The sequence below is a fragment of the Eoetvoesiella sp. genome, from assembly GCF_035555955.1.
In the GTDB taxonomy this organism is placed as follows: Bacteria; Pseudomonadota; Gammaproteobacteria; order Burkholderiales; family Burkholderiaceae_B; genus Eoetvoesia.
Window position 1 is genome coordinate 1 of record NZ_DATMGA010000050.1, and the last position, 22,072, is coordinate 22,072.

At 62.4% G+C, this 22,072-nt stretch carries 22 protein-coding genes and 1 pseudogene; 18 read left to right on the forward strand and 5 right to left on the reverse strand.

The genetic code is table 11. The features are described 5' to 3' along the window. Window positions 1-213: 213 nt before the first annotated feature. The 3 genes and pseudogenes from VNT00_RS12315 to VNT00_RS12325 form a co-directional block, all read left to right on the forward strand. The gene (locus VNT00_RS12315; RefSeq protein WP_325587870.1) at window positions 214-465 is read left to right on the forward strand and encodes an AbrB/MazE/SpoVT family DNA-binding domain-containing protein; all 252 of its coding nucleotides are present in this window, start codon (window positions 214-216) and stop codon (window positions 463-465) included. Beyond that, entirely contained in the window at window positions 459-806 is a 348-nt protein-coding gene (locus VNT00_RS12320) for a type II toxin-antitoxin system ChpB family toxin (RefSeq protein ID WP_325587907.1), read from the forward strand. The genes VNT00_RS12315 and VNT00_RS12320 overlap by 7 nt, the downstream gene beginning before the upstream one ends. A gap of 127 nt (window positions 807-933) precedes the next feature. Next, a pseudogene (locus VNT00_RS12325) lies at window positions 934-1,179 on the forward strand (antitoxin MazE family protein); the annotation flags it as partial. Between the two features lie 129 nt (window positions 1,180-1,308). On the opposite strand, the gene VNT00_RS12330 reads toward VNT00_RS12325, so the two are convergent. Then, a complete protein-coding gene (locus VNT00_RS12330) occupies window positions 1,309-2,343 on the reverse strand; it encodes an aromatic ring-hydroxylating dioxygenase subunit alpha (RefSeq protein WP_325587872.1) in 1,035 nt (344 codons plus the stop codon). Window positions 2,344-2,431: 88 nt separating this feature from the next. On the opposite strand from VNT00_RS12330, the gene VNT00_RS12335 reads away from it, so the two are divergent. Both VNT00_RS12335 and VNT00_RS12340 read left to right on the forward strand, forming a co-directional pair. Next, a complete protein-coding gene (locus tag VNT00_RS12335; RefSeq protein WP_325587874.1) occupies window positions 2,432-3,373 on the forward strand; it encodes a LysR family transcriptional regulator in 942 nt (313 codons plus the stop codon). Window positions 3,374-3,662: 289 nt separating this feature from the next. After that, on the forward strand, window positions 3,663-5,036 hold the full coding sequence (locus tag VNT00_RS12340) for an MFS transporter (protein WP_325587876.1): 1,374 nt from the start codon (window positions 3,663-3,665) through the stop codon (window positions 5,034-5,036). A 96-nt stretch (window positions 5,037-5,132) separates the two neighbouring features. On the opposite strand, the gene VNT00_RS12345 is transcribed toward VNT00_RS12340, so the two are convergent. The 4 genes from VNT00_RS12345 to ompA form a co-directional block, all read right to left on the reverse strand. Next, a complete protein-coding gene (locus tag VNT00_RS12345) occupies window positions 5,133-5,330 on the reverse strand; it encodes a hypothetical protein (RefSeq protein ID WP_325587878.1) in 198 nt (65 codons plus the stop codon). Window positions 5,331-5,379: 49 nt separating this feature from the next. Further along, window positions 5,380-6,057, reverse strand: coding sequence for a phosphoglycolate phosphatase (gene gph, locus VNT00_RS12350; protein WP_325587880.1), 678 nt, complete (start codon window positions 6,055-6,057; stop codon window positions 5,380-5,382). Between the two features lie 8 nt (window positions 6,058-6,065). After that, window positions 6,066-6,794: a bifunctional 2-polyprenyl-6-hydroxyphenol methylase/3-demethylubiquinol 3-O-methyltransferase UbiG gene (gene ubiG, locus VNT00_RS12355; RefSeq protein ID WP_325587882.1), complete on the reverse strand. Its 729-nt coding sequence runs from the start codon at window positions 6,792-6,794 to the stop codon at window positions 6,066-6,068. A gap of 84 nt (window positions 6,795-6,878) precedes the next feature. Continuing rightward, the gene (gene ompA, locus VNT00_RS12360) at window positions 6,879-7,460 is read right to left on the reverse strand and encodes an outer membrane protein OmpA (protein ID WP_325587883.1); all 582 of its coding nucleotides are present in this window, start codon (window positions 7,458-7,460) and stop codon (window positions 6,879-6,881) included. Window positions 7,461-7,876: 416 nt separating this feature from the next. On the opposite strand from ompA, the gene gyrA reads away from it, so the two are divergent. The 13 genes from gyrA to VNT00_RS12425 all read left to right on the forward strand — a co-directional run. After that, window positions 7,877-10,561, forward strand: coding sequence for a DNA gyrase subunit A (gene gyrA / locus VNT00_RS12365; protein WP_325587884.1), 2,685 nt, complete (start codon window positions 7,877-7,879; stop codon window positions 10,559-10,561). Continuing rightward, window positions 10,561-11,688 (forward strand): 3-phosphoserine/phosphohydroxythreonine transaminase, encoded by a 1,128-nt coding sequence (gene serC, locus VNT00_RS12370; RefSeq protein WP_325587886.1) that lies wholly within the window; start codon window positions 10,561-10,563, stop codon window positions 11,686-11,688. The genes gyrA and serC overlap by 1 nt, the downstream gene beginning before the upstream one ends. Then, window positions 11,681-12,766, forward strand: coding sequence for a prephenate dehydratase (gene pheA / locus VNT00_RS12375; protein WP_325587887.1), 1,086 nt, complete (start codon window positions 11,681-11,683; stop codon window positions 12,764-12,766). Before serC ends, pheA begins: the two co-directional genes overlap by 8 nt. Before the next feature lie 13 nt (window positions 12,767-12,779). After that, window positions 12,780-13,691, forward strand: coding sequence for a prephenate dehydrogenase (locus tag VNT00_RS12380; RefSeq protein WP_325587889.1), 912 nt, complete (start codon window positions 12,780-12,782; stop codon window positions 13,689-13,691). Continuing rightward, window positions 13,688-15,013, forward strand: coding sequence for a 3-phosphoshikimate 1-carboxyvinyltransferase (gene aroA, locus VNT00_RS12385; RefSeq protein WP_325587891.1), 1,326 nt, complete (start codon window positions 13,688-13,690; stop codon window positions 15,011-15,013). The genes VNT00_RS12380 and aroA overlap by 4 nt, the downstream gene beginning before the upstream one ends. Further along, complete coding sequence (gene cmk / locus VNT00_RS12390) at window positions 15,010-15,690, forward strand: (d)CMP kinase (RefSeq protein WP_325587893.1); 681 nt, start codon at window positions 15,010-15,012, stop codon at window positions 15,688-15,690. Before aroA ends, cmk begins: the two co-directional genes overlap by 4 nt. A 92-nt stretch (window positions 15,691-15,782) precedes the next feature. Continuing rightward, window positions 15,783-17,498: a 30S ribosomal protein S1 gene (gene rpsA / locus VNT00_RS12395; RefSeq protein ID WP_325587895.1), complete on the forward strand. Its 1,716-nt coding sequence runs from the start codon at window positions 15,783-15,785 to the stop codon at window positions 17,496-17,498. A 5-nt stretch (window positions 17,499-17,503) separates the two neighbouring features. Then, a complete protein-coding gene (locus tag VNT00_RS12400) occupies window positions 17,504-17,860 on the forward strand; it encodes an integration host factor subunit beta (protein ID WP_325587897.1) in 357 nt (118 codons plus the stop codon). Between the two features lie 157 nt (window positions 17,861-18,017). After that, window positions 18,018-18,341, forward strand: coding sequence for a LapA family protein (locus tag VNT00_RS12405; protein ID WP_325587899.1), 324 nt, complete (start codon window positions 18,018-18,020; stop codon window positions 18,339-18,341). Window positions 18,342-18,357: 16 nt separating this feature from the next. After that, complete coding sequence (gene lapB, locus VNT00_RS12410) at window positions 18,358-19,575, forward strand: lipopolysaccharide assembly protein LapB (RefSeq protein ID WP_325587901.1); 1,218 nt, start codon at window positions 18,358-18,360, stop codon at window positions 19,573-19,575. Next, window positions 19,572-20,501: a D-glycero-beta-D-manno-heptose-7-phosphate kinase gene (gene rfaE1 / locus VNT00_RS12415; protein ID WP_325587903.1), complete on the forward strand. Its 930-nt coding sequence runs from the start codon at window positions 19,572-19,574 to the stop codon at window positions 20,499-20,501. Before lapB ends, rfaE1 begins: the two co-directional genes overlap by 4 nt. Beyond that, window positions 20,498-21,493: an ADP-glyceromanno-heptose 6-epimerase gene (gene rfaD, locus VNT00_RS12420; protein WP_325587905.1), complete on the forward strand. Its 996-nt coding sequence runs from the start codon at window positions 20,498-20,500 to the stop codon at window positions 21,491-21,493. The genes rfaE1 and rfaD overlap by 4 nt, the downstream gene beginning before the upstream one ends. 230 nt (window positions 21,494-21,723) lie before the next feature. Then, window positions 21,724-22,072, forward strand: a 349-nt coding sequence (locus tag VNT00_RS12425; RefSeq protein WP_414650931.1) for a hypothetical protein, incomplete at its 3' end; no start/stop codon positions are given.

Genomic DNA, 22,072 nt, shown 5'->3' on the forward strand with positions numbered 1-22,072 from the left:
CACGCTCGACGCGTTCAATCAATACATCTCGGATTCCTAAGATAAAATCGACGGGGGACATCGGCATTCCTTCCATTAAGCTCGTTCTTCGCAAAAACAAGTTTAATGAATGTCGCTGTCCCCCTTTAATGAGGAAGAGCCAAGTAAAGCAATGCTTTACAATCGCAAAAAACCTTGGTACGCTAGAAGCTGGTTTAACAACGTTGAACAATCATGGAAATCACTCTGCGCCGATACGGCAACAGCACCGTTGCAGTGCTACCCCCGGCACTCTTAAAAGAGCTGCACCTTGCGGTAGGCCAATCCATGGCGGTTGACACAACTGCCGATGGAAAAATCATTATGTCCAAGAAACGCAAGTACACCCTCAGTGAGCTTGTGGCTCAGTGCGATACCAGCGCTCCGCCCCCGGCTGATATCGAGCTATGGGACAACGCTAAGCCAGTGGGTGGGGAATCCTGGTGAAAAAAGCGTTCGACAAGGGAGACATCGTATTCGTCACACTGGATCCGATTTTAGGTCATGAACAATCTGGCTCTCGCCCAGCCTTGGTACTCAGTCCAAAAGTCTTCAATCAACTTGGTGACGTACTGGTCGCCCCCATCACTCAGGGCGGAGATTTCTCCCGCTATGCCGGATTTGCGGTATCCCTAACTGGAACAGGATGCAAAACTCAGGGCGTAGCTCTTGTGAACAAAGTTCGCATGCTCGACCTTTCGGCTAGAGGAGCAAGGGTCGTTGAACGAGCCCCCCAGGCGGTCATTGACGATGCGTTGATGCGCCTGGCATCGATTCTGGAGATTTGACGGGCACAGGATCCGATTGAGCTGGATTGCGCAGACCTTTAACGTTCGATTCCTGCCCCCCCTTTGCTTAACGCCACACAGGCCCTTTTTATGACCGCTACCTACGCACGTCAATGACCGTGTCAAGAAGCACCGCGATGCCTTGCGCAAAGCGGGCTTGCGTCCTGTGCAGCTCTGGGTACCCGATATGCGCCGCCCTGGTTTTGGTGCGGAGTGCCGACGGCAGAGCCTGTTGGTTTCCCAGGCGGATCAGCGCGAAGCTGGCCTGGTTTCTGGGCATTGCCAAGTAGCATCTATGCTTTGCGCCATCCCCGCATTGCCAATGCCGGTGGCAGGATTCCCCCGGCGCTGCCTGTGTCGTCGTGCTGATTAAATTATCCTGCTCTGCTCATTTTGCCCGTAACCGAGAATTCCTCGAAGCCTTGGACAAGAGTCGAACGAGTCCTTCTCGCGCTTGACCCATGGGATCATGGCTGAAAAAAAAGCAACGTAGCGCCAACCCTTAAACCTTCAGGCTTTCCATCGTCTGCAGATTAAGGCGCGAGATGATTCGGCGCGCCCGATTGGCGCCGACGTCGACGTGAATGTCCACGCCAGGCGGATTGTCGAAGCGCAGCATGTTCTGGTATTGCGCCTCGATAATCACCTTGTCTTCGGCAAAGGTGTTCTTGGTCTGCTCGTAGACGGTGGGGAAGTTGTCGTCGCAGTCGGGATGCGAGTTCGAAGCTATGGTCCAGAAATAATGCGAGGTGGTTTCGGTTTCGGGGGTAATGCCGTGGAATCCGCGCATATGGAAGCCGCCGCGCTCGGGGGCGGCCAGGTCTTCGGCGCCGGCGTCGGTGGCGCCGGTCCAGATGGCCAGATACGAGAGGTTGAACTCGATTTCCTGCCAGCGGTCGATCAGGCCTTTATAGGGCCAGGCGGCCGTATATGTAGGAGGGGGCGTTGAGTCTTTCATCCAGCGTACGACGCGCACGGTGTCGCCGTCGCCTTCCACACGGGTGGGAGCATTCATGTGCAGCTTGGCGTTGCCGCCTATGGTTTTCAGGTGCACGTAGCCCAGATGGCTAAGGTCCAGCAGATTGTCGTGGATGAGCTGATAGGGGGCTTCGTAGTGGAACAGTCCGCCCTTGAACTGGTACTTGGGGTTGTCGTGCACGGCGTATTCGGGCGGTTCACAGGCGGGGGCCGTATCGTCGGCCTGGCCCATCCAGATCCAGACGATCTGGTTACGCTCCTTGACGGTATAGGGTTTTACGAAAGCCTTGACCGGTACTTTTTCCTGGCCGGGGATTTCCAGGCATTTGCCGTCGGCGCCGAACAGCAGGCCGTGGTAGCCGCAGCGGATGCCGGCGTCTTCCAGCGTGCCGTAGGACAAGGGCAATTGGCGGTGGCAGCATCGGTCTTCCAGCGCGGCAACTTCGCCGGAAGGTGTGCGGAACAGCACCACGGGCTCGCCCAGCAGCGTGCGGGCGACGGGTTTGTCCTGAAGCTCGCTGGACAGGGCGGCGACGTACCATTGGTTGCGTGGAAACATGATGGGCTCCTCGATATAGCGATAGCGCTATCCTAGGCGTTCAGATATATTAGTCAATTAGATAAATCTAATAGTCTGTATTCAAATTATGGATTTAAAAGATCTGAAGGATCTCGACTTCAAGCTGCTGGCCGTGTTCGATGCGGTGTTCGAGACGCAAAGCGTGACGCTGGCCGGCAAGCAGATAGGTCTTAGCCAGCCCGCCATGAGCTATTCGCTGACCCGGCTGCGCGCCGTGTTTGGCGACCCGTTGTTCATCCGGGTTGACAACGCCATGCAACCCACTCCGCGCGCCGTGGCGTTGATGCCCTCGGTCAGGCGCATCATGCAGGTATTGCAGGGGGAGTTGCTGGGCGGGCAGGGTTTTGATCCCTCAACGTCGGTTCGCCGGTTCGAGCTTTGCATGTCCGATATCGGCGAGCTGTATTTCCTGCCTGGCCTGGCCCGCGGCGTGTGGGAGCAAGGCCCGGGCTGTACCTTGCGCACGCGCTCCCTGCCCATCGACGAACTGATAAAGGCCATGGAGGAGGGCGGGGTCGATCTGGCCGTCGGCTATTACCCCGATCTGCACAAGGCGGGGTTTTACCAGCAGTTGTTGTTTGAAAGCGTCTTCGTGTGCATTGCCAGCAGCAATAACCGGCATTTGCGCAAAGGGCTGTCGCTGCAGGTATACCAGAGCGCGCCGCATGTGGTGGTGGCCTATGAGGGGCGCAGCCAGGAGATCATCGACCATCATTTGCGGCAAATGAAAATCGAACGCCGCGTCATGCTGACCGTACCGCACTTTTTAAGCCTGGCCGAAATCGTTCCGCAAACCGAGGTCGTCGCCACCGTACCGCGCGAGGTAGCCCAGCAGCTGGCCAAATCGGGAACCATCCGCATCCACGAGCTGCCGGTTGCCGCGCCGACCTTTCCGCTGATGCAGTTCTGGCACAAGCGCAGCCATGCAGACCCGGCCAGCCAATGGCTACGCTCCATCGTGCGGGCGGAGTTCCAGCATGGGGCGGCCGCCCGGCGGACTTCCCGATAGAACGCGGGCAGGTCGAACCAGTTCTTTGTCGCGGGCGGCTGGTCGTTTGGCATGAAAGGCGGCTCTTCGAGCCTGCCTTCATTTGGCCGAAGGCGGTCGGGTGGCATGGCCCAGTACAAATTGTATCCTGATTCATACACAAAGACACATGTGGATTCAATATTGATTTCGCGCTTGCTGTAGAATCGCGTCCGCCCCGCTTGGGCGGCCATGCCGAATAGCGGGTCGGTGCGGGCGATGGGAAATCAGCGCAGCGCAAATCGCCGCCCCTCCTCATATCGAGAATCCCATGTCTCAAACCCATACTGCATTCACGCCGGCCGCCAGTTCTGCGCGGGCTCCAGCCAATTCGCGCCTGCGCGTCATTCTTGCCAGTCTTATCGGCACCACCATCGAGTTCTACGATTTCTACGTCTATGCGACGGCCGCCGTGCTGGTTTTTCCGCATCTTTTCTTTCCCACCGGCAACGATACGACGGCGCTGCTCTCGTCGTTCGCGGTCTTTGGCGCAGCCATGGTTGCCCGTCCGCTCGGGGCGGTGTTTTTCGGGCACATGGGAGACAAGGTGGGGCGCAAGGCGACGCTGGTTGCGGCGCTGCTGACCATGGGGATAGCCACCTTCCTCATCGGCCTGCTGCCCACCTACCACAGCATAGGCTGGTTCGCGCCGCTGCTGCTGGTGCTTCTGCGCCTGGCCCAGGGGTTTGCGTTGGGAGGGGAATGGTCGGGCGCCGCCCTGGTGGCCACCGAAAACGCGCCCAAGGACAAGCGGGCGCTGTATGGCACGTTTCCGCAGCTTGGGGCGCCCATAGGCTTCATTATTGCAAACGGACTGTTTCTTATCGTGGCGGCAATACTGCCCTCCGGCGATCCCTCGCGGCCATCCGACGCGTTTCTGGACTGGGGCTGGAGAATTCCTTTCCTGTTCTCTTCGGTCATGGTGATCGTGGGGCTGTGGGTGCGGCTTCATCTGGTGGAAAGCTCCGCCTTCTCCAAGGCGGTATCCACGGGAACGGTGGTCAAGCTGCCGCTGGGCGAGGTGCTGCAGAAATATCCGCGCCAGTTGGTGCTTGGCACGTTCTACATGCTGGCGACCTATGTGCTTTTCTATCTCATGACGACCTATTCCCTGAGCTATGGGCGGGCTCCGGTCAATCCCGCCGGTGGGCAGTTGCCGGGCCTGGGGTACAGCTATAACACCTTTGTGTTCATGTTGATCGTGGGTGTGCTGTTCTTCGGGTTGTTTACCCTGCTCTCGGGTCCCTGGGCCGACAGATTCGGCCGCCGTAAAACGCTGATCGCCGTCACCATCGCGATCATCGTATTCGGGCTTTCGTGGGTGCCGTTGCTGAACGCCGGATTCCCCGGCGCCATGGCCTGGCTGATCATCGGCTTCAGCCTCATGGGAACCACGTTCGGCCCAATGGGAGCCTTGCTGCCGGAGTTGTTTCCCACCCATGTCCGGTATACGGGCTCGGGAATTTCCTACAACGTGTCGTCGATCCTGGGCGCCGCGGTGGCTCCGTTCATTGCTGTCTGGTTATGGGGCATGGCCGACGGCAGCCCCTTCCTCGTGGGCGTCTATCTGGCCGTCATGGGTGTGCTGACCCTGATTGCGCTGCTGCTGGGCAAGGAAACCAGGCACGTCGATATCGAGGCCTGAGGCCGCGCCCAACGTTGACGATAGCGGCGCGTCGGGCGGCGGCCTGCCCTGGCGCGCCTGGGCGTGCGCAAGCGCCACAGCGGCCGCGGTCCTGGCTCAGATTTCCGTATCGTCGTTTTCCTGTTCGTCGTCCGCGAATATTTCGCGCGGTGTGCGCGGCCGGTCTTCGTGCTTCGAGAATTTTTCGAATTCAGCCTGGGCGCTGGAGGCAGCCTCGTCCAGATGCGACAGGTAGAACCTGCTCATCCGGCGCTGGTTGGTTTGGCGGGCGTGCAGATTCAGAAGCAGTTTCATGGGCGTTCGACATGGCAATGGATGCTTTACCGTACCACATATCGCCGCCCTAGGCCTGTGCGCAGCCCGCCGGCAATAGTTGCTGCACCAGCTGCCAGATATCGCCCGGCGTGCGCGCAATGGCGTCGGCTTGCCAGCCTTCGACCTCGCTCAGCCCGCAATAGCCATAGGCCGCAGCTATGGTGGGCATGCCGGCCGCCTTGCCGGCCACGATGTCCCGCTCGTCGTCGCCCACGTAGATACACTGTTCGGGCGCGAAGCCGGCTTTTTCAGCGGCATAAAGCAGGGGGGCGGGATGCGGCTTGGGGTGGCTGGCGGTATCGCCGCCCACCGTGACCGCGCAATCGTCGGCCAGGCCCAGGTGCTCGACGAGGGGCAGGGCCAGGTGTTCGACCTTGTTGGTGACGATGCCCCATTTGTAGCCGTGCCGCGCCAGCGTGCCCAGCAGTTGCTCCACCCCAGGGAACAGCACTGTCAGCGAGGTCATGTCCTGCTGGTAATCGTCCAGGAACTGCCGGCGCAACGTGTCGTATTCGGGGTGGTCCGGATCGATGTCCAGACTGGCCTTGAGCAGCCCGCGCGCGCCGTGCGAGGCCAGGGGGCGCAGGGCCTCGTAGGGCAGGGGCGCCAGCCCCTTGCGGGCGCGCGCCTTGTTGGCGGCGGCGGCCAGGTCGGGGGCGGTATCGGCCAGCGTGCCGTCGAAATCGAAAAGTACCAGTTTATGCATGATGCGCATCAGGCTTCGCGCTGGGTGGCGACCAGGTAGTTGACCGAGGTGTCGCGGGACAGCTTGTAGGTGTCGGTGATGGGGTTGTATTCCATGCCGCCCAGGTCGGCCACCTGCAGTCCGGCGCGGCGCGCCGAGGTGGCCAGTTCGCTGGGTTTGATGAAATGCTCGTAGCTGTGCGTGCCGCGCGGCAGCAGGCGCAGCAGGTATTCGGCGCCGATGATGGCGAACAGGAAGGACTTGGGATTGCGGTTGAGGGTGGAAAAAAACACCCAGCCGCCCGGCCTGGCCAACTGGCTGCAGGCCTGGATGATGGAGGCGGGATCGGGCACGTGCTCGAGCATTTCCATGCAGGTTACGACGTCGAACTGCCCGGCCTGCTCGGCGGCGAGCTGTTCGGCGCTGACTGTGCGGTAATCCACTTTTACGCCCGATTCCAGCCCGTGCAGCTTGGCGATTTTCAGCGATTTTTCGGCCAGATCGATGCCGGTGACGGTGGCACCGGCGCGCGCCATGCTTTCAGACAGTATCCCGCCGCCGCAGCCGACGTCGACGACCCGCTTGCCGGCCAGCGGCCCCGTGTGCTGTTGTATCCAGTTCAGTCGAAGGGGGTTGATGGCGTGCAGCGGCTTGAACTCGCTTTCGGGGTCCCACCAGCGGGAAGCCAGGGCGCTGAATTTGTCGAGTTCGGCCTGGTCGACGTTGCCGGAGGAAGCGGGGGATGTAGTTGCGGTCATGGTGGGCCTGCTGAATGAACAAGGGCCCCGCAGTGCGGGGCCCTTTATTGTAGCCGTTGCGGCCGCGAATATTACCCGAGGGTATTATTTGCGGGTACCAACGATTTCGATCTCGACGCGACGGTTCTTGGCGCGGCCTTCGCGAGTCTTGTTACTGGCGATGGGCTGCGATTCGCCCTTGCCTTCAACATAGATGCGGTTGGGGTCGATGCCTTTTTGCACCAGGTAGGCCTTGACGGCGTTGGCGCGGCGCTGCGAGAGCTTCAGGTTGTAGGCTTCGGTACCGATGGAGTCGGTGTGACCGGTAGCGATGAGGGTTTCGAGGTTGATCGACGAAGCTTGCTGGGCAACCTGGTCGAGCACCTGACGGCCTTCAGGCTTGATGGTGGATTTGTCGAAGTCGAAGAACGTATCGGCGTTCAGGACCACCTTGGTGGCGGTAGGAGCGACCACCGGAGCTTGTTGGGCAACTGGCACGCCGTCGCAGCCGGGGATGCCGGTGGCGGGGGTCCAGAAGCTGTCGCGCCAGCATAGTTCGTTGGTGCCGTTTTTCCAAACGTGGCCGTCCGAGTTTTGCCAATTATCGACTGTTTGCGCAGATACTGCACCCGAAGCCGAGAAGGCTGCAATGGCGAGCGCTAATGCGATTTTGGAGGGTTTATTCATGTTTCTCCTCATTGAGCTTAATGCTGGTAAGTGATCGCAGCGCATCTACGCCGCACATATAAAAACGTATAACCAGTATAGCAACGCTGTGTGATCAAACAAAGAATTGCACTGTATATCATTCGTGATAGGGCAAATCTTACGGCATTTCTGGTAACTAGGTTAAGCCCGTTTCACGTATGGCGTCCAGATATGCGGAATTCTACAGGAAGTTCCGGATTAATGTTGGGTTTTGGCAACAGGGAAAACGACTTAAAGTGGATTCTCGGGTTTCAGAGGAGACAGGCCTGATTTCGTGGGTTTGCCGTGGTGCGGGCGGCACCCGGCGGCTGTCTTTTATGCGCAACAGGGGGAAGTGCTAGAATTTCCTATTCGCCCGTTAGCGGCCTCTGACTTTACCTAACTAGATACCTTCTATGGATTCCTTCGCCAAGGAGACCCTTCCAATTTCGCTGGAAGAGGAAATGCGTCGCAGCTATCTCGATTACGCCATGAGCGTGATCGTGGGGCGTGCCTTGCCGGATGTGCGCGATGGCCTGAAGCCGGTGCACCGCCGGGTGCTGTACGCCATGCACGAACTCAACAACGATTGGAACCGCGCCTACAAGAAGTCGGCGCGCATTGTCGGGGACGTCATCGGTAAGTACCACCCCCACGGCGACTCGGCCGTGTACGACACTATCGTGCGCATGGCCCAGGACTTCTCCCTGCGCTACATGCTGGTCGACGGGCAGGGCAACTTCGGTTCCATCGACGGCGACAACGCCGCAGCCATGCGGTATACCGAAATCCGCCTTGCCAAGATCGCCCACGAACTCCTGGCCGACATCGACCAGGAAACCGTCGATTTCGGCCCCAACTACGACGGCAGCGAACAAGAACCCTTGCTGCTCCCGTCGCGCCTGCCCAACCTGCTGGTCAACGGCAGCTCGGGCATCGCGGTCGGCATGGCCACCAATATACCGCCGCACAACCTGGCCGAAGTCGTCGACGGCTGCCTGTATTGCCTGCGCAATCCCGGCTGCTCGGTGGACGAACTCATCGAGATCATTCCCGCGCCGGACTTCCCCACGGGCGGGATCATCTACGGCATGTCGGGCGTGCGCGAGGGCTACCGCACGGGGCGGGGGCGCGTCATCATGCGCGCCAAGACGCATTTCGAAGACATGGAAAAGGGCAACAGGCAGGCCATCGTAGTCGATGCCATTCCCTACCAGGTCAATAAAAAGTCGTTGCAGGAACGTATTGCCGAGTTGGTCAACGAAAAGAAGGTCGAGGGCATTTCCGACATTCGCGACGAGTCCGACAAAGACGGCATGCGCCTGGTCATCGAGCTCAAGCGCGGTGAAGTTCCCGAAGTCGTCCTGAACAACCTGTACAAGAATACGCAGTTGCAAGACACGTTCGGCATGAACCTCGTGGCGCTGGTCGACGGCCAGCCGCGCCTGCTCAACCTGAAGCAAATGGTCGAGTACTTCCTGCAGCACCGCCGCGAGGTGGTGACGCGCCGCACGGTGTACCAGTTGCGCAAGGCGCGCGAGCGCGGCCACGTGCTCGAGGGCCTGGCCGTGGCGCTGGCCAATATCGACGAGTTCATCGCCATCATCAAGGCTGCGCCCACGCCTCCGGTGGCCCGCCAGGACTTGATGGACCGGACCTGGGATTCCTCGCTGGTGCGCGAAATGCTGACGCGCGCCGAGGGCGATACACCGGGCGGACGAGCCGCCTACCGGCCCGAAAGCCTGCCCGAGATATTCGGGCTGCAGGCCGACGGGCTGTACCGCCTCAGCGACACCCAGGCCCAGGAAATCCTGAATATGCGCCTGCAGCGCCTGACCGGCCTGGAGCAGGACAAGATCGTCAACGAATACAAAGACATCATGTCCACCATTGCGGACCTGCTCGACATCCTGGCGCGTCCTGAGCGCGTCACGACCATCATCGGCGACGAACTGCAGGCCATCAAGGCCGAGTTCTCGACCAACGCCAAGGACGTGCGCCGCTCGGAAATCGAATACAACGCCACCGAGCTGGACACCGAAGACCTCATCACCCCCATGGACATGGTGGTTACGCTGTCGCAGTCCGGCTATATAAAAAGCCAGCCTTTGTCCGAGTACCGGGCGCAAAAGCGCGGCGGGCGGGGCAAGCAGGCTACGGCCATGAAGGAAAACGACTGGGTCGACCAGTTGTTCATCGCCAATACGCACGACTACCTGCTGTGCTTCTCCGACCGCGGCCGCGTGTACTGGCTCAAGGTATGGGAAGTGCCGCAAGGCTCGCGCAACTCGCGCGGCCGGCCCATCGTCAATATGTTCCCGCTGGTCGATGGCGAGAAGATCACCGTCGTGCTCAACGTCAAGGCGTTCAGCGACGACGAATACGTGTTCATGGCGACTTCGCGCGGCACGGTCAAGAAGACCCCGCTGTCGGAGTTTTCCAATCCCCGCAAGGCCGGCATCATCGCCGTTGCCCTGGATGACGGCGACTATCTTATCGGCGCCGACCTCACCGACGGCCAGCACGACGTCATGCTGTTCTCCGATTCGGGCAAGGCCGTGCGCTTCGACGAAAACGACGTGCGTCCCATGGGCCGCACCGCGCGCGGCGTGCGCGGCATGATGCTCGAAGACGGGCAGGCTGTCATTTCGCTGCTGGTCGCCGAAGACGAAACGCAAAGCGTGCTCACTGCCACCGAAAACGGCTTCGGCAAGCGCACTTCCATCGTCGAATACACGCGCCATGGCCGCGGCACCAAGGGCATGATCGCCATCCAGACCAGCGCCCGCAACGGCAAGGTGGTGGGCGCCGTGCTGGTTCGCCCGTCCGACGAAATCATGCTCATCACCACGGGCGGTGTGCTGGTGCGCACGCGGGTTTCCGAGATCCGCGAAATGGGCCGGGCCACCCAGGGCGTAACCCTTATCAGCGTGGACGACGACAGCCTGCTGTCGGGCGTGCGCCGCGTGGCGGAAAGCGATGCCGACGAAGTCGACGTGGACGTCGATGCCGGGGCGGATGGCAGCGCGGCTGACGATGCCTCGCCTGACACCGATGCCGGCAGGCCTGGTTCCGACCAGGCCGAGGGGGACGACGAGTAATGCGCCCCTGGAATTTTTCGGCGGGCCCTTCGGCCCTGCCCTTGGAAGTGTTGCGCACGGCGGCGGAGGAAATGACCGATTGGCGCGGCAGCGGCATGTCGGTCATGGAAATGAGCCATCGCGGCAAGCAGTTCATCCAGATCCACGCCGAGGCGGAAGCCGACCTGCGCGAATTGCTGGCCGTGCCGGACGACTTCGCCGTGCTGTTCATGCAGGGCGGCGGCATCGGCGAGAACGCCATCCTGCCCATGAATCTCATAGGTCGGGGCGGTGCGAACAAGGCCGACTACGTGTTGTCGGGGTCGTGGTCGAACAAGTCGTACAAAGAAGGGCGCCGCTATGGCGATGCCGCCGTGGCGGCCAGCAGCGGCGATGCCGTGTCGCTGGACGGGGTGCGGCAGGAGGCCTGGACCTGGTTTCCCGATCCGGCCCAATGGAAGGTTCGCGCCGATGCGTCCTACGTGCATTTGTGCAGCAACGAAACCATAGACGGCGTCGAGTTCGTCCAGTGGCCCGACCTGGCGGCGCTGGGCGCGCCGGGCGTGCCGCTTACCGTCGATGCGTCCTCGCATATCTTGTCTCGCCCCATCGATTTCTCGCGCGCGGGCCTGGTGTTCGCCGGCGCCCAGAAAAACGCGGGCCCCGCCGGCGTCACGCTGGTATTCGTGCGCCGCGACCTCATCGGCCATGCACTGCCCACTTGCCCCTCGGCCTTCGATTATGCCAATGTCGCGGGGGCCGACTCCATGTTCAACACGCCGCCCACCTATGCCATCTATGTGGCCGGCCTGGTGTTCAAGTGGCTCAAGAAGCAGGGCGGAGTGGCGGCCATGGAAAGGGCCAATATCGCCAAGGCCCAGGCTTTGTACGGCTACCTGGACAGCACCGATTTCTACAGCAACCGGGTTCACCCCAGCGTGCGCTCGCGCATGAACGTGCCGTTCTTCCTGGCCGACGAAACACTCAATGCCGCGTTTCTGCAACAGGCGGAAGCCGCGGGCCTGCTGCAGCTCAAGGGGCATAAAAGCGTGGGCGGCATGCGGGCCTCCATATACAATGCCATGCCACTTGAAGGCGTGAACGCGCTTATCGCATTCATGCAGGATTTCGAACGTCGCCATGGATAAAACACTGCAGAACCAATTGTCGCCCCTGCGTGATCGCATCGATGCGATCGACAAGCAGATTCTCGACTTGCTCAACCAGCGCGCGCAAGCGGCCCTGGACGTCGGCAAGGTCAAGCATGCCTTCGACGCCGACGGCGCGGTGCTCAAGCCCGAGCGCGAGGCTAATATCGTCCGCAGCCTGCAGGCCGGCAACGGCGGGCCGTTTCCGTCTCCGGCCATCGATGCGGTCTGGACCCAGATCATCTCGGCATGCCGCGGGCTGGAAAGCACCATGACTGTCGCCTACCTGGGGCCGCAAGGGTCGTTTTCGGAGCAGGCGGCGCTCGAGCATTTCGGCAACTCGGTCGAAAAATTGCGCTGCGACTCTTTCGACGAAGTCTTTCGCGCCGTCGAGGCCGGCCAGGCCCAGGTTGGCATGGTGCCGGTGGAAAACTCCACCGAAGGCGCGGTCAACCGCACCCTGGACCTGCTGCTGAACTCCTCGTTGAAAGTGCTGGGCGAACGCTCGCTCAGCATCCACCATTGCCTGATGACGCAGTCGGGCACCATGCAGGGCATCAAGCGCGTGATGGCGCATCCGCAGGCGCTGGCGCAGTGCCAGGCCTGGCTTTCCCGGCATTATCCGAATCTTGCGCGCGATGCCGCCTCCAGCAACGCCGAGGCGGCGCGCATCGCCGCCGAAGACCCCACGGTTGCCGCCATTGCCGGTTCCATGGCGGCCCAGGCCTGGGGCCTGGAGCTGGTGGCGCAGGGCATCCAGGACGACGCCCAGAACCGTACGCGCTTTCTGGCGGTCGGCGCCATCGAGACCCTGCCTTCGGGGCACGACAAGACCAGCGTCATCATGGCCGTGCCCAATCGCGCCGGCGCAGTCTACGAGATGCTGGCGCCGCTGGCCGACAACGGCGTGTCCATGACGCGGCTGGAGTCGCGGCCGGCGCGCACGGGGCAGTGGGAATACTATTTTTACGTCGATCTTCTTGGCCATCGCAACGATCCGGCCGTCGCCACCGCGCTGGCTCAGCTGAAAAAAAAGGCGGCTTTCTTCAAAGAGCTCGGCTCTTACCCCATCCAGTAAAAGGCCCGCACGCATGACTTCCGACCTTGCTGCGTCGAATGTCCGGCCGGCCGCCCTGGTGGGCGTGCTGGCGGTGGTGGGCGTGGGCCTGATCGGCGGCTCGTTCGCTGCCGCCTTGCGCCGCCGCGGCGCGGTGGGCAGGGTGCTGGGCGCCGGCCGTCAGGCCGGCACCCTCGAGCAGGCGCGCCGCCTGGGCCTCATCGACCAAGCCGTGACGCTGCAACAGGCTGCCGAGCAAGCCGACCTGATCTTGCTGGCCGCACCGGTGGGCGCGACCCGGCGCATCCTCGAAGAGCTGGCGCCGCATCTGCGCAGCCACACCATCGTGACCGACGCGGGCAGCACCAAGCTGGACGTCGTGCGGGCGGCGTATGCGGCCCTGGGTGGGAAGGCGGCGCAGTTCATTCCCGGCCATCCCATTGCCGGCGCCGAAACCACGGGCCCCCAGGCGGCGGATGCCGATCTGTACATCAACCGCACCGTCGTGCTCACCCCCTTGCCGGAAAACGCCGCCGAGGCGAAAACCCTGCTGACCAGGGCGTGGGAGCGCTGCGGAGCGCGGGTCGTGACCATGGATGCCCAGGCGCACGACGTGGCCCTGGCATCGGTAAGCCATGTGCCGCATTTCCTGGCATCGGTGTTCATGGAACAGGTTGCCGCGGCCCATGATTCCAGCGCGCGCATGGCGCTGGCCGGAACGGGTTTCCGCGACTTTACGCGCATTGCCGCCGGGTCGCCGGAAATGTGGCGCGACATCTTCATGGCCAATCGCGATGCCTTGTTGTCCGAGCTGCAAGAGGTCAAGGCGGCCCTGGAGCGCGCCGAGCAGTGCGTGCGCGAAGGCGATGGCGAGGGACTGCACGATTTCCTGGAGCGTGCGGCATTGGCCCGCCGTTTCTGGGGTAGCCGGAGCGGCCTGTCATGAGCACGCAAACCAGTTTGCGCCTGCCTGCGGCGCGCACGGCACGCGGCGATGTCCGCTTGCCGGGATCCAAGAGCATTTCGAACCGGGTCCTGCTGCTGGCCGCTTTGGCCCGGGGAACGACTCGTCTTGGCGGCCTGCTTGATTCCGACGACACGCGTGTCATGCTGGCTGCGTTGCGGCAGTTGGGCGTCGCCATCGATTCAACCGGTCCGACGCAGGTGGACGTGCATGGCGCGGGCGGACGTTTCCCCCAGGCTCAGGGTGATTTCTTCCTGGGCAATGCGGGCACCGCCTTCCGGCCCCTGACGGCGGCGCTGGCCGTCATGGGCGGCGATTATCGGCTGTCGGGCGTGCCGCGCATGCACGAACGGCCCATCGGCGACCTGGTCGATGCGCTGCGCCAGGCTGGCGCCCAGGTGCAGTACCAGGGCAGCGAGGGCTACCCGCCCCTGGCCATCGGCCAAGGGCGCATTCGTGTGGATGCGCCGCTGCGCATCAAGGGGTCGGTGTCCAGCCAGTTTCTGACGGCGCTGCTTCTGGCCGCGCCCATCCACGCGGCCCTGGCCGGCGAGGCGGTGGCCATCGAGGTCGAGGGCGAGCTCATTTCCAAGCCCTATATCCTGATTACGCTGAACCTGATGGAGCGCTTCGGCGTGACGGTGCAGCGCGAAGGCTGGCGCCGTTTCGTGATTCCGGCCGACGCCTCCTATCGTTCCCCGGGCGCCATGACGATCGAAGGCGATGCCTCGTCGGCCTCGTATTTCATGGCGCTGGGCGCCATAGGCGGCGGGCCGGTGCGCATCCACGGGGTGGGCTCGGCCAGCATCCAGGGCGACATGGCGTTTGCCGACACGCTCGAAGCCATGGGCGCCCGGGTCGTGCGGCATCCCGACTCCGTGGCGGTCAGCGGCGTGCAGGTGGCGCAGGGCGCAAAGCTCAAGGCCTTCGACCAGGACTTCAACCTGATTCCCGATGCGGCCATGACGGCGGCGGCCCTGGCCATGTTTGCCGACGGCCCCTGCACGCTGCGCAATATCGGCAGCTGGCGCGTCAAGGAGACCGATCGCATCCATGCCATGCATACCGAGCTGGCAAAGCTGGGCGCCGAGGTCGAGTCGGGCCCCGATTGGCTGCGCGTGCGTCCGGTCGAGTTTTCGCGCTGGCGCGAGGCCAGCATCGCCACCTACGACGACCATCGCATGGCCATGTGCTTTTCGCTGGCCGCTTTCGGCCCCCGGGCTGTTACGATTCTGGACCCGGGTTGCGTGGCCAAGACCTTTCCCGACTACTTCACCGTTTTTGAGGGGCTGATCCAGTCATGAGTCCAACTGAAAAAGCGCCTGTCATTGCCATCGACGGCCCGACGGCTTCGGGCAAGGGCACCATCGCCCAGCGGGTTGCCCAGGCCTTGGGATGGTCGGTGCTGGACAGCGGGTCGCTATACCGCCTTACGGCGCTGGCCTGCCTGGACGACGGTGTGGATCCCGCCGACGAGGCGGCCGTGGCCCAGGCGGCGCGCGGCCTGGATGTGCGCTTCGACGGCGGCCGAATTTTTCTTTCGGAACAAGATGTTACCGAGCGCATCCGCGCCGAGGTGGTGGGCAACCTGGCGTCCCAGGTGGCGGTGCTGGGCGATGTGCGCAAGGCGCTGCTCGACCGCCAGAGGGCGTTCCGGAGGGCGCCGGGCCTGGTTGCCGATGGGCGGGACATGGGAACCGTGGTATTTCCGGATGCGCCCCTGAAAGTCTTTCTTGTGGCCGATGTCGCCGCCAGGGCGCAAAGAAGATGTAAGCAGTTGAAGGAAAAGGGAATTTCTGCTAATCTAGCAAGCCTTATGCAAGATATGGAAGAGCGCGATGCGCGCGACCGTACGCGTTCGAACGCGCCGCTTGTGGCGGCGCCCGATGCGCATACGGTGGATTCCTCGAATCTATCCATCGATGCAACCGTAAATGCAGTACTCGGCCTTTGGTCGAAATTGGTGTCCTCGAAGGCCTAATGGCCTTTGCGGGATTTGTTTTTCACTCCGCCGGGGCCCGCGTGGTCTTGGTGTGTTTTTAATAGCCATTCCGGCTTAATGGAATTATTTTAATGTCCTCCATTCCAACCACTGCCGCCACTGGCGGCGAAAGCTTTGCCGACTTGTTCGCAGAAAGTATCAAGAACCAGGACATGAAGTCCGGTGAAGTCATCTCGGCCGAAGTCATCCGCATCGATCACAATTTCGTCGTGGTCAACGCGGGTCTCAAGTCCGAGGCTCTTATTCCTCTCGAAGAATTCCTGAACGATCAAGGCGAAGTCGAAGTCAAGGCTGGCGATTTCGTTTCCGTAGCCATTGATTCGCTCGAAAACGGTTACGGCGACACCATCCTGTCGCGCGACCGCGCCAAGCGCCTTTCGGCCTGGCTGCAGCTCGAACAAGCGCTCGAGTCCGGCGAAATGGTCACCGGCACCATCACCGGCAAGGTCAAGGGCGGTCTTACCGTCATGACCAACGGCATCCGCGCCTTCCTGCCCGGCTCGCTGGTCGACCTGCGTCCCGTCAAGGACACCACGCCCTACGAGGGCAAGACCATGGAATTCAAGGTCATCAAGCTCGATCGCAAGCGCAACAACGTTGTGCTGTCGCGTCGCTCGGTCCTTGAAGCCAGCATGGGCGAAGAACGCCAGAAACTGCTCGAAACCCTCAGCGAAGGCGCTGTGGTCAAGGGCGTGGTCAAGAACATCACCGACTACGGCGCGTTCGTCGACCTGGGCGGCATCGACGGCCTGCTGCACATCACCGACATGGCATGGCGCCGCGTTCGCCATCCTTCCGAAGTCCTGCAAGTGGGCCAGGAAGTCGAAGCCAAGGTCCTCAAGTTCGACCAGGAGCGCAGCCGCGTTTCGCTGGGCGTCAAGCAGCTTGGTGAAGACCCATGGGTCGGCCTGGCTCGCCGCTACCCGCAACACACCCGCCTGTTCGGCAAGGTCACCAACCTCACCGACTACGGTGCGTTCGTTGAAGTCGAGTCGGGCATCGAAGGCCTGGTGCACGTTTCCGAAATGGACTGGACCAACAAGAACATCGATCCTCGCAAAGTCGTCACGCTGGGCGACGAAGTCGAAGTCATGGTTCTGGAAATCGACGAAGAACGCCGCCGCATTTCGCTGGGCATGAAGCAGTGCCGCGCGAATCCCTGGGAAGAGTTCTCCATCAACTTCAAGCGCGGCGACAAAGTCCGCGGCGCCATCAAGTCCATCACCGACTTCGGCGTGTTCGTCGGCTTGCCCGGCGGCATCGACGGCCTGGTTCACATGTCCGACATCTCGTGGGCCGAATCCGGCGAAGAAGCTGTGCGCAACTTCAAGAAGGGCGACGAAATCGACGCCGTGGTGCTGGGCATCGACACCGACAAGGAACGGATCTCGCTGGGCATCAAGCAGCTCGAAGGCGACCCCTTCAACAACTTCGTCGCCACCTACGACAAGGGCGCCGTGGTCCCGGGCGTCATCAAGTCCGTCGAAGCCAAGGGCGCCGTGGTTACCCTGTCGCTGGACGTCGAAGGCTATCTGCGCGCTTCCGAAATCTCCTCGGGCCGCGTCGAAGATGCAACCACTGTCCTGAAGGCCGGCGAAAACATCGAAGCCATGATCATCAACATCGACCGCAAGGCGCGTTCGATCCAGTTGTCCATCAAGGCTCGCGACAACGCCGAAACCGCCGATACCATCCAGCGCATGTCGGATGCCAGCGCTTCGTCGGGCACCACCAACCTGGGTGCACTGCTCAAAGCCAAGCTGGATCAGCAGCGCGACGACGGTTAATTGGTGTGACTAAGTCAGAACTGATCGCAATTCTGGCCAGCCGCTACCCGCAACTGGCCGTGCGCGATACCGATATAGCCGTCAAGACGGTGCTCGATGCCATGACCCAGGCCCTGGCCAACGGTCAGCGCATCGAGATCCGCGGCTTTGGCAGCTTTTCGCTATCCGAGCGTTCACCGCGCGTGGGGCGCAACCCCAAGTCCGGCGAGAAAGTCATGGTGCCCGGCAAACGGGTGCCGCACTTCAAGGCGGGCAAGGAATTGCGCGAGCGGGTCGATGCGGCGTTCGACGCCAAAGTCAACACGGTTTCCGAACCTGACTTCGAGTCGCCGTCCGCAGATCCTCGCTTCATGCACGGCTGAAGGCTTCATTGCCATGTCGTTTCAAGCAGGCCTCCCGGTTTCTCCGGGAGGCCTGCTTGCTTATGAGGCGCGAACCGAAAATGTTTGCGCCGATTCGCGGTGAGGGCGGCGATTCCCCTTACAATTACCTCATTCCTGATCAATTGGAGTTTCTGTCATGCGCTACCTGGTCTGGGCATTAAGGTTGCTGGTCTTCGTGCTGGTTTTATTGTTTGCCCTTAAAAACACCGATCCGGTCAATGTCCGTTTCTATGCCGATCACGTCATTGCGGGCGTGCCGCTCATCGTGGTCATGCTGGCGGCTTTTGTCGTGGGCATTGTGTTCACCTTGCTGGCCGTGTTCCCGGCGAGCTGGCGCCGGCGCCGCGAACTGCGCAAGCTGCGGCGCGACGTGCAACGCCTGCAGGACGCCGGCAAATACGGGACGGAGCCCGATCCCGTGATCCCGCCTGAAACCATTGCGCCCCTGGCGCCTCTGTAATCGCCGAGGCTGATCCGTGGACTTCGAACCCTGGTGGCTGATTGTGGTGCCCGTGCTGTTCGCATTGGGCTGGATTGCCGCGCGCGTCGATATTCGGCAAATGCTGTCCGAAACCCGCGCCTTGCCCGATTCCTATTTCAAGGGCCTTAATTTCATCCTCAACGAAGAGCCCGACCGAGCCATCGATGCGTTCGTCGAGGTGGCCAAGCTCGACCCCGAAACCACCGAGCTGCATTTCGCCCTGGGCAGCCTGTTCCGCCGGCGCGGCGAAATGGAGCGCGCCATCCGCGTGCATCAAAGCCTGCTGGCCCGGTCCGATTTGCCTCAGGCCGAGCGCGAACATGCGCAACACGAAATCGCGCAAGACTTCCTCAAGGCCGGCATGCTGGATCGCGCCGAACAGGCTTTCCAGAACGTGCTGGACACGCGCTTCGCCGTGCAGGCGGTGCGCGCGCTGATCCGCATCTACGAGTCCGAGCACGATTGGCCGCGCGCCATCGAAGCGGTAAAGCGGCTGCGCGCCCTGGTCGACGAGCCCGTTCCGCAACTGGTGCATTATCAATGCGAACAGGCGCAAACGGCATTGGGCGCCCGGCCGCCCAACCTGCAGGAGGCCGAGGCGGCCCTGGATGCCGCCGACAACGCCGCGGCGGCGCTGCGCGGCCAGGCGCGCGGGCAGGCTTCCGAAGCGCGCATTGCCATGCTGCGCGCCGCCGTTGCCAAGCTGCGCAACAACCCCGAGCAGCAACGGGCTTATCTGGAATCCGTGCTGTCCATCGCGCCCGAGTACGCCGGTCTGGTCGCCGGCGAACTGTTCGAGTGCTATCGGACCATAGGCCGGCCCGAAGAAGGCCTGGCAACGCTCAAAAACCATTACCTGCGCCATCCCACGCTGGACACCTTCAATGTGGTGTTCCGCGAAATGCGGGCGCAACAAGGGCACGATACGGCCTGGGAGTTTGCGCGCGATGCTCTGCGGGCCCACCCCTCGCTGCTGGGTCTCGATCGCTTGCTGGAAATCGAGCTGGCAACCGGCGATCGCTCCACATTGCCCAACGTCACGCCCGATGCCGACCTGAGCCTGCTGCGCTCGCTCATCCACAAGCACACTCAGCGTCTGGATCGTTATTCCTGCAATGTGTGCGGCTTCGAGGCCCGGCATTTCTATTGGCAGTGCCCGGGCTGCAATTCCTGGGAAACCTACAAGCCTCTGCGCCTCGAGGAGATTAAATGAAGCCGTTTCCTGCCCGGGAAATCAAGGACGTCAACGTCCTGGTCGTCGGCGACATCATGCTCGACCGCTACTGGTTCGGCGAGGTCGAGCGCATTTCACCCGAGGCGCCGGTGCCGGTGGTGCGGGTGGCGCGCCGTGAAGACCGGCTGGGTGGCGCGGCGAACGTGGCGCGCAATATCGTGGCCCTTGGCGCCCGGGCCACGCTGGTCGGCGTGGTCGGCCGGGACGAGGCGGGCGCCAAGGTAGACGAGCTGGCCGCAAGCGAAGGCATTGCCACGCGGCTGGTCGGCGATTCCAGCCTGCATACCACCCTGAAGATGCGGGTGCTTGGGCGCCAGCAGCAGCTGCTGCGCGTCGATTTCGAAGAAATGCCCCAGGCGGCCAGCCTCGATGGCATCCAGGCCAGCGTGCAGGAGCTTTTGGCCACCCATACGGTGGTCGTGCTGTCCGATTATGCCAAGGGTGCGCTGGCGCGGGTCGAATCGCTTATCCAGGCGGCGCGCGAGGCCGGCGTGCCTGTGCTGGTCGATCCCAAGGGGCATATCTACAAGCGATACTTCGGGGCTACCATCATCACGCCCAACCGTTCCGAAATGCAGGATGCCGTGGGGCGCTGGCGCACCGAAGAAGAGCTCGACGAGCGCGCACAGCGATTGCGCGAGGAGCTTCATCTCGAAGCCTTGCTGGTCACTCGATCCGAGCAGGGCATGACATTATTCACGTCGCAGGGGCGCCATCATATCGATGCGCAGGCCCAGGAAGTCTTCGACGTTTCGGGCGCGGGCGACACCGTGCTGGCCACCCTGGCCGTCATGCGGGCGGCCGGCCTGCCATGGTTCGAAGCGGTCGACTGGGCCAATCGCGCCGGCGGCATTGTTGTAGGCAAGCTGGGCACCTCGGTGGTGGCCGCGGGAGAGTTGGCATGATAATCGTTACCGGCGGAGCCGGCTTCATAGGCAGTAACCTGGTTCGCGGCCTCAATAAAAGGGGCTACGACGACATCCTGGTGGTCGACGACCTGACTCAGGGCGACAAATTCCTGAACCTGGTCGACGGCAAGATCGCCGACTACATGCACAAGGACGATTTTCGCCAGCGCCTGCAGCAAGGGCAGTTCGACAACATCGAGGCGGTGCTGCACCAGGGGGCCTGTTCCGACACCACCGAACGCGACGGGCGCTACATGCTCGACAACAATTACCGGGTCACGCTGGAAATCTTCCAGTATTGCCAGGCGGCCCGGGTACCCTTGCTGTATGCTTCATCGGCGGCGGTGTACGGCGCAGGGCCCGTGTATGCCGAAGACCTCATTTACGAATCGCCCCTGAACGTATACGGCTATTCCAAGTTCCTGTTCGACCAGGTGCTGCGCCGGCACCTCGACGACCTGAACGCGCCGGTCGTGGGCCTGCGCTACTTCAATGTGTACGGCCCCAACGAACAGCACAAAGGGCGGATGGCCTCCGTGGCCTTTCACAATATGAACCAGTTCCAGGCCGAAGGCCACGTGCGCCTGTTCGGCGGCTGGGACGGCTATGCCAACGGCGGGCAGATGCGCGACTTCATCCACATCGACGACGTCGTCAACGTGAACCTGCATTTTCTCGACCACCCCGAGACCTCCGGCATATTCAATTGCGGCACGGGCCGCGCCCAGCCCTTCAACGATGTCGCCAGCACTGTGGTCAATACGCTGCGCGCCCGGACGGGGCAGCCGGCGCTGCCGCTGGCCGACCTGGTGCAGCAAAAGCTGATCCGCTACATTCCCTTCCCCGACGACCTCAAGGGGCGCTACCAAAGCCACACCGAGGCCGACCTCACCCAGTTGAGGGCCGCCGGCTTCGAGCAGCCGCTGCGCGACGTGCAGACTGGCGTGGCCGAGTACGTAAATACGCTGATCGAGCGCGGCAGGCTCTAGGAGCGCCGGCAGGTTCAGGATGCCGCCGGCGCGGGATGCATTGAGTCTGGGCGCAAGTGGTTCGGCCCGTCCGTTGACGGGCCTTGTGTTTCTACGAATGGATGTTTGCCTGTCGGCCGGCTATCCGGCCCGCGCGGGGTGCTTCAAGATGGAGTCTGGCTGCCTTGGCTGTTGCGCCGTATTGGGCGCAAGGCCTGGCGGGCCGTTCCGTACTTTTTCTGGAGCTAGCCATGAATCCGTTCACCGAATCCACCGTCGCCAGACCCTTGTCCGAAAACAGCCGGGCCGGGCCGTCTCCTTTTTCCCAGGCCGCGCCTCAGCCCGCGCCGGCATCATTGCCGCCTCCCGTTCACCACGAGTCCGTGCCGGCGGCCCGCTTGGGCACTGCCCCCGCGCGGCGGCCGGCTTCATGGCTTGGCGGCCTGGCCAAACGCCTGCGGCGGGGCGCTGCCGCGCATGGCGGGATGCATGCGGGCCACCGAGGCAGGGCGGCCGCCTGGGTCCTGCTGCTGGGCCTGGGGCTGGCCATGCCGGGCCTGGCGGGGGCGGTCGACGTCAATGCCGCCACGCTCGAGCAAC